Origin of the sequence: Streptomyces coeruleoprunus (assembly GCF_039542925.1) — a bacterium.
In the GTDB taxonomy this organism is placed as follows: domain Bacteria; phylum Actinomycetota; class Actinomycetes; order Streptomycetales; family Streptomycetaceae; genus Streptomyces; species Streptomyces coeruleoprunus.
Genome location: NZ_BAABIT010000001.1, coordinates 7,677,397 through 7,683,881, shown reverse-complemented (window position 1 = coordinate 7,683,881; position 6,485 = coordinate 7,677,397). Strand labels below are relative to the sequence as shown.

5 protein-coding genes and 1 pseudogene are annotated in these 6,485 nt (G+C 70.9%); all 6 read right to left on the bottom strand.

Going from position 1 to position 6,485, the window contains the following annotated elements:
- A pseudogene (locus tag ABEB09_RS34360) lies at positions 1-588 on the bottom strand (hypothetical protein); the annotation flags it as partial.
- The gene (locus tag ABEB09_RS34355) at positions 585-1,460 is read right to left on the bottom strand and encodes a hypothetical protein (RefSeq protein ID WP_345693792.1); all 876 of its coding nucleotides are present in this window, start codon (positions 1,458-1,460) and stop codon (positions 585-587) included. The gene ABEB09_RS34355 and the pseudogene ABEB09_RS34360, both read right to left, overlap by 4 nt.
- Positions 1,457-2,929 (bottom strand): hypothetical protein, encoded by a 1,473-nt coding sequence (locus tag ABEB09_RS34350; RefSeq protein ID WP_345685878.1) that lies wholly within the window; start codon positions 2,927-2,929, stop codon positions 1,457-1,459. Before ABEB09_RS34350 ends, ABEB09_RS34355 begins: the two co-directional genes overlap by 4 nt.
- Positions 2,926-3,762, bottom strand: a complete 837-nt coding sequence (locus ABEB09_RS34345) for an AAA family ATPase (protein WP_345685880.1) — start codon at positions 3,760-3,762, stop codon at positions 2,926-2,928. Before ABEB09_RS34345 ends, ABEB09_RS34350 begins: the two co-directional genes overlap by 4 nt.
- On the bottom strand, positions 3,756-4,562 hold the full coding sequence (locus ABEB09_RS34340) for an AAA family ATPase (RefSeq protein WP_345685882.1): 807 nt from the start codon (positions 4,560-4,562) through the stop codon (positions 3,756-3,758). The genes ABEB09_RS34345 and ABEB09_RS34340 overlap by 7 nt, the downstream gene beginning before the upstream one ends.
- The gene (locus tag ABEB09_RS34335) at positions 4,559-6,121 is read right to left on the bottom strand and encodes a Mu transposase C-terminal domain-containing protein (RefSeq protein ID WP_345685884.1); all 1,563 of its coding nucleotides are present in this window, start codon (positions 6,119-6,121) and stop codon (positions 4,559-4,561) included. The genes ABEB09_RS34340 and ABEB09_RS34335 overlap by 4 nt, the downstream gene beginning before the upstream one ends.
- Positions 6,122-6,485: the final 364 nt, after the last annotated feature.

The window sequence follows — 6,485 nt, the reverse complement described above, 5'->3', positions numbered from 1 at the left end:
CGGTGGCGGAGCGGGCGTGGTGAAGGCGCGGTGGGCGCGGCCAGGGTGTGGCGCCTCGTCGTACCGGAGGTTGGCCAGCGCGGTGGCGAGAGCCGGCGGAAGTGGGCCGTGGCATAGCAGGGTCAGGCGGATTTGGGTGCGTTCCCGCAGGGCGAAGAGGTACTCGAAGTGCCGGGAGCTGATGCGATGGGCCCGGGTGACGATGACGTGACCGGTGCGCAGCGCGAGCATCCAGGCGGCGACCGCGCGCCAGGCGGTCTCGGTGTTGCGGTCCAGTACGTGCCGTCCCCACTGCCGGCCAGCGGGAGGTGTTTGCCCATGCTGCGCAGCAAGTCGTGGGCCAGGGAAGCCGGTGCGCGCGCCACCGGGGGGGTGGACGGTGATACGACCGGTCGCGGGGGTGTGGGCGTCCAGCGCGGCGGCCATGAAGGCGTGGTCGTCGTGAGGATCGTGCACCACGGTGAGCGGGGGCAGGCCAGGGCGGGTGTGGCCGGGTGACCACGTGGGCTTCCACGAGCCTGTGGTGGTGTCGTCGGACGAGTCGGTGGTGGTCTCGGACACGGCGGCCGTACGCGGAGGCGGCATCATCGCGACCTGGGTGGCTGTGGCGGGGCGGGCACTGGCAAGAGACTGTCGGTGAAATCCGCGCGGGCTGCGTCGGCCTGGTGGACATGCCGGTGTGGTCCCGGGTCGGCCGCGGCGGGGCGGTGGCCCAGGACTTGGTGGCCGGCGGGGTCGGCGGCGTCCAGGAAAGGGTGGGCGGCCAGGCCGAGGGCGAACAGCACATCGGGGTGGGGAGCGGGCTGTTTTCCGTCTGGGGGCGAGCAGGCGCCGGTTGGCCAGGCGCGGGATCTGATTGGCGGGCATTTCGGGGGTGAGGCCGCGGGCGGTGCGGTGCAGCAGGCGGGTGAGGGCGGCGGCCTCACCGGGGGCGAGCGAGGCGGCGGTGTGGCGGTGTTGTACAAGTTCTGCCGCTGTGTGCCGGTGAGCAGGCCAGGGACGCAGGTCAGGTGGATGGCGGTGTCGGTGTGGATGAGCCGTTGCGGGCTGCTGGGCTGCTCGAGGTGTGCGGCCAGGGCGGTGGCGGCCCACTTCAGGCGGTGTGGGGTCCATTCCAGGGCGGATGCCAGGTCGTCGGGGTGGATGCGACCGACCTCAAGCAGGGCCGCGTGCAGCACGGTGGCGTGGGTGGCCGCCCTCGGGACGGAACCGCGGGAGGCGTGCTCGGGGACGCGCAGGAGGGACTCAGGTGAGGTGTTCAGCACGCGGGCGAGAGCGAGCAAGGCGGCGGCGGGGAGGGTGTGCGGGGTGAGGTGGGTGCCCCAGTCGGCGGTGGGAATGCCGGTCAGCGCGGTCAGGTCCTCGTCGGTGAGCCGGCACTGGGCGGCGCGTGTCCGCAGGAACATCAGGTCGAACGCGGCCGCGGACGTGTCGTCGGGCGGCGGTGGCTGGTCGGTCACGGGCGTAACTCCCCAAGGCGGGGTAGGACGTCGGGGGCGGGCGGCACGGGGGTGTGCAGGTGCCAGCAGCGGGCGGCGGTGTGCCAGTCGTCCTCGGGGTGGGGGTGGACCAGGGCGGGTACCGGGAGGCCTGCGTCGGCGATGAGGGCCTCGAAGCGTGGCGCGGTGCCGAAGCAGTTCGCGAACAGGCCGTGCTTATCAGCGGTGCGCGGGGTGCGGCGGCGGAATTCGACCGCGGCGCGCAGCAGGGGGCGGGCGCGGGGCGGGACGGCGTACAGGTGCCGGGGCCCGGGCGGTTCGCCGATGTTGATCCGCGAGTCGCGATCGATGGCCACGGTGGTGTGGGTGTCGTCGACGGATCCGATCTGGGTCATCGACAGCAGCGACTTGTCGGTGCCGGTGAACAGCAGGGCCGCGATGGCGGCGGCGCGCAGCGGGTTGGGCAAGCGCACGGTGATCGTGTGCACGGTGCGCGGGGTGAGGGGCACGGTGGTAAGGCCGGGCCCCGCGCAACTGGTGAGGTCATCCGGCACGTTGAGCAGCAGCGAGCGGGACAGGAAGGCGGCCTGCGCGCCGCGCACGCGGGCCACGGTGTGCTGGGCGCTGGGACTTGAGACGGTCAGGCGGGCCAGGAACAGCCGCACAGCCTCGGTCTCCTGCAGGTTGAAGGGGGTGGGCTCGGCCGGGTGGTCGGCGTCTTCGGCGACCTCAGGTGGGGTTGGCTGGAGTGGCAGGGTGCGGGTCAGCCAGGTGCGGGCGGCGGCGTAGCCGGCGCGGTACTGGCCGTCGCTGTGGGCGAAGTCGGTGGCGCTCTGACGGCGCCAACAGTCCGCGCGGAACGCGGCCACACCGCTGCGGGGCAGCGTGGGCAGCGGGTGGGCGTGATCGTGCGGCGGCGGGCCGATGCGCCGTCTGGTGGCGGCCGGGCCGATCGCCTCGAGGACAGGGGCCGTGCCGAGTACGGTCACCACGTCGTCCAGCCCGGCGGCTGTGAGGCGTTCGAGCAGACGCTGGAAGTCGGCCTGCTCCGGGGCGTGGGCCAGCAGGGTCAGGCGAATACCGGTGTCCGCGCACCACCCGGCCAGGCGGCGCAGCCGCTCGGTGGTGAGGCGGTGGGCGCGCAGCACGATGGCCTCGTCAAGGCCGCAGGCCAGGGTCCAGCAGGTCACCGCCCGCCAGGCCGGGTCGGTGGACATCCGCTCGGCGTCCGGGCGGGAGAACCCGTCGCGGCCCATGGCGCGCAGTACGTCCAGCGCGAGGTAGGCCGGGCTGGTGGTGTGCGGGGTGGGATCGACGGTGATCCGGCCGCGGGCGGGGTCGGCCCACTGATAGGCGGCTCGGTGTACCGCGTGGTCGTCGTCGCCGTCCAGCAGCAGCCTTACCGGCCGCGCCGCCGGGGCCGCTGGCGGTGTAGCGGCCCGTGAAGCAGGAGCGGGGGCGGGGGTGGGAGGACGTGTGGATGCGGTCATGGGCGACGTCCGCCGTCGACCCGGTCGGCCACGGCTTGCAGCATGTCCCAGTCGGGCTTGCTTGCTCCGGTGGCAGCCAACACCCGATGGGTGTGAAGGGTCAGCACGACCCATCGGCGCAGCAGGCCATCGGCGAGGCGGGCGTCCAACGCCTTGAGGTAGTCGGGCGCGACGCTCTGCCACACAGGGTGCAGCGCGGGAAGTGCCTGCGGGACCTGGTCGCGGGTAAGCGGCCAGATGTAGAGCCAGCCGGCGGTGCGGCTGGCGAGCATCCGCTGGGCGCGCAAGGAGCGTTCGCCGCGCGCCTGGGCGATCAGGACCACGCACAGCCCCTGAGGGAGGTCGTCGTGGAGAAAACGCAGGTACTCGAAGCAGGATGCCGACAGCCGGTGGGCGTCCTCGACCACGACGATCCGCGGTTTGAGAGCCAGGGCGCGACGAATCCAGGCGTCGGCGGCCCCTGGGTCAGCGGACGCCTCACCACGGAGGCCAAGTGCACGGTGAAGGGCGGCTCGCAGGTCAGCCGGCGCCGGCTGTGCCCGGAAATGCAGCGGCAACAGCAACAGCTCACCGAGACGGCGGGCGGCGGTGTGGACGGCGAAGGTCTTGCCGACCCCGGCCTCGCCCAGCACGCACACAAACCGGCCCTGGGAGTACGCGTCAGCGAGCGCGTCGCCCACGGCGAGCATGCCCGGGGTGAGCAAGGTGCGCATACCTGGGGTGTCGAGGAAGTGCAGGCCAGACGGGGCCGCGTCGTCCATGACGGCGAAGGGCTCGGCTCCGACGGCCGCACCCCAGACGGCCGACGGCGGCGGGGGCGGGGTGGTCAGCATCGCTTCAGGGCCCAGTCCACGACCCGGTCGTCGACCTTGTCGGCCCCCAAGTGCTCCATGCCCTTGATCACGTGCTTGGTGACCTTCACCCACTCGCGGAAGGAGCCGAGCGCGTACTGGGTGTCGACCCGCTTCAGCAGCGCCTCGTCCGCACCCCTCCACACCGGGTGGGAGTCGGGCACGGTCTTGAGGACCTCGTCCTCGGTCATGGCCAGGATCTCCAGGCGGATGTAGATCCGCGAGGCCAGCGCCGGATCGCTCTGCAGCGTCTCGTACGCCTCCCGGCCGCCGACGAAGAGGATGGCGGGCTTGGGGTCGCAGGTGTCCCACAGCTTGCGCAGGAACTCGAAGTTCTCCCGCCGGTACTGCTGGGCCTCGTCGCACACGATCACATACGGGCGCCGGGGCAGGGTTTCGCGCAGCAGCTTGTCGAAAGCGGTCGGCGTACCCGGCATCTTGCAGGAGAGGTTCATCTGGTGGAACAGCTCCTCGCGCAGGTCCTTCGGTCCCGGGCGGGAGCGGGCGAAGTCCAGCGGGAGGATCAGATCCGGGTTCATCTCCTGGATCGTGGCCCGGGTGCCGAAGCTCTTGCCGAGCCCGGCGTCGCCGTAGATCACCGACATGGCCCGTGATTCGACGGTGTCGACGACGGTGTCCTTGATCTGCAGAAGCGTGTCGGTGGCGACCAGTGAGGAGTCCTCAAGGCCGAGGAAGAACTGCGGTCGCAGATCCGGACGGCGCGGCGGCCCAGACTCGGGCGGCTGGGACGGCGCGGCAGAAGCGGCGGCGGTGGTGGTCATGCGTCCTCCGAAGACGGATCGGCGGGGGCAGCGGCCTGGCCGGGGCGCACCCAGCCGGCCGGGACGGGCGTCAAAGGGTGATACGGCTCTGCGCGCCTACGAGGCGCGGCAGGCGCTGACCGGCTGGTGCCCGCGAGTTCGGCGAGCGCCTCTTCCTTGGTCATGCGGGTCGCCTGGACAGGTAGTTGGGGTTCGGTAGCCGGCAGATGACGGTCGCGTCTGCGCTCACCGGAGCGCTGCAAGGCCCGGCGCAGCTCAGCGCTGTGCTCCCGGCGCCCGGCAAGGACCTTGGCGCGCAGTTCCTCGGTGGCCTCGTCGCTGAGGAAGGCCCGGCCCAGGTAGCGGTCCCCGCGGAAGGTATACAGGTCGATCTCATGGCTGTGGTGCGGCATCCACCGCACCCGCACCTCGACCCCGATCCGGCCCACACCGTTCTCGGGCATGTAACAGCGGCCCGCGAACTCCACCCCGTGACTGGTGATCTTCCGGGGCCGGTGATCGCTCTCCAGCATGAACGCGCGCAGCTCGGCCGGGGTGGGCTCGGGACGGATCTCGGTGGGGTCGGCCAGCCACGCCTCAAGCGGCGTCGCCCCGGTGCGCTTCACCACGTGCTGGGTGTTGTGCTCATGCACCCACTCCCCCAGGCGCTCCACGAATGCCTCGAAGGTCAGTGGCGGGTCCGTCTCGCCGACGCGGCTGCGGTGGTCAAGCAGGGGCGCCTTGGTGTAGCGGGGCAGGTCGGCGAAGAAGCGGGTCATGCTGGTGCGGTTCAGCCGCTCGATACCGCCCTTGTGGCGGGCGCTGCGCACCCGGTGCACCGGGACGCCAAGAAGCCCGAAGGCCCGCCGGACCGTCTTGGACAGGAAGTCGGCGCCGCCGTCGACCCGTACCAGCTGAGGCAGTCCCCCGGCCGGCCCATAGGGATCCTCCCGCAGCACCGACGCCCGTACGGCAGCGAGGACCGAGCCGCGGTGCGCGGAACCGGCGGTGACCGCCCAGCCCATCACATAGCAGGTACCGCGGTCCTCGAACCAGGTCACCCACACCTTCGACAGCTTCTTGTCGGGCATCATCACGACGAGCGGGGCCTGCTTGTGATCGCCCTCCCACACCTGGTTCCGGGCCACCGCCGGCCGCCGGAACGCGGGATCGAAACCACGGGCGGCCGGAATGCCCTCCCGCAGACCCGCCATGAAACCCGGATCGAGGTCGCGAGCGATGGCATCGTGCAGCGTTGTCAGACCGATCGGCTTCTCCCCCGCTGCCTGGGCTTCGCGCACCAAGTGCTCGTGAGCGCGTTTGACGTTGCCCTGGTAGTCGGCGAGAACTTCGATGATCTCGTTGGTGATACGGAACCGGGAGCGTTCCGGCTTCTCCGGGCTGCCGGTCTTCTCAGCGCTCGCTAGCCAGTCCCACACCGTCCTGATGTGCACGTTCAACGCTTCGGAGACCAGCTGCACATGCGCCGTTGTCAGCTTCCCCGCCCTGCGCAGCCCCAACAGTTGAGCCACCGCGGCAGGCCGCAACTCATCCCGATGCCGCCCCAGGCCGTCGTCCATGGCCTCCAAGGCGTCGCCTCCCGCCGTCACCGGAGCCGACGACCACGCAGAGAACGAACCGGCAACAGAGCAGTGATCACAGTGTCAGCCTCCGGTCGTTCAACATCCGCCCCACGCAGAGCAGTTCATGCAACGCCCGTGGCAGGCGCGACGGATGAGACGTTAAAGCCGACACCACCACAAGAGCCCCGTCGATCACCTGAGCGAGTGACAGAGACCCCGTTCCGCCTCCGCCCTGCACCCTCATGCGCTACAGAGACCACCTCAAAGGAGGTTCGACGGAACACTGCACTGGCCGATTCGGGAGAACACCACCAAGATCAACCATCTAGAACATCAACTGACCAGGACAAACACGAGCCAG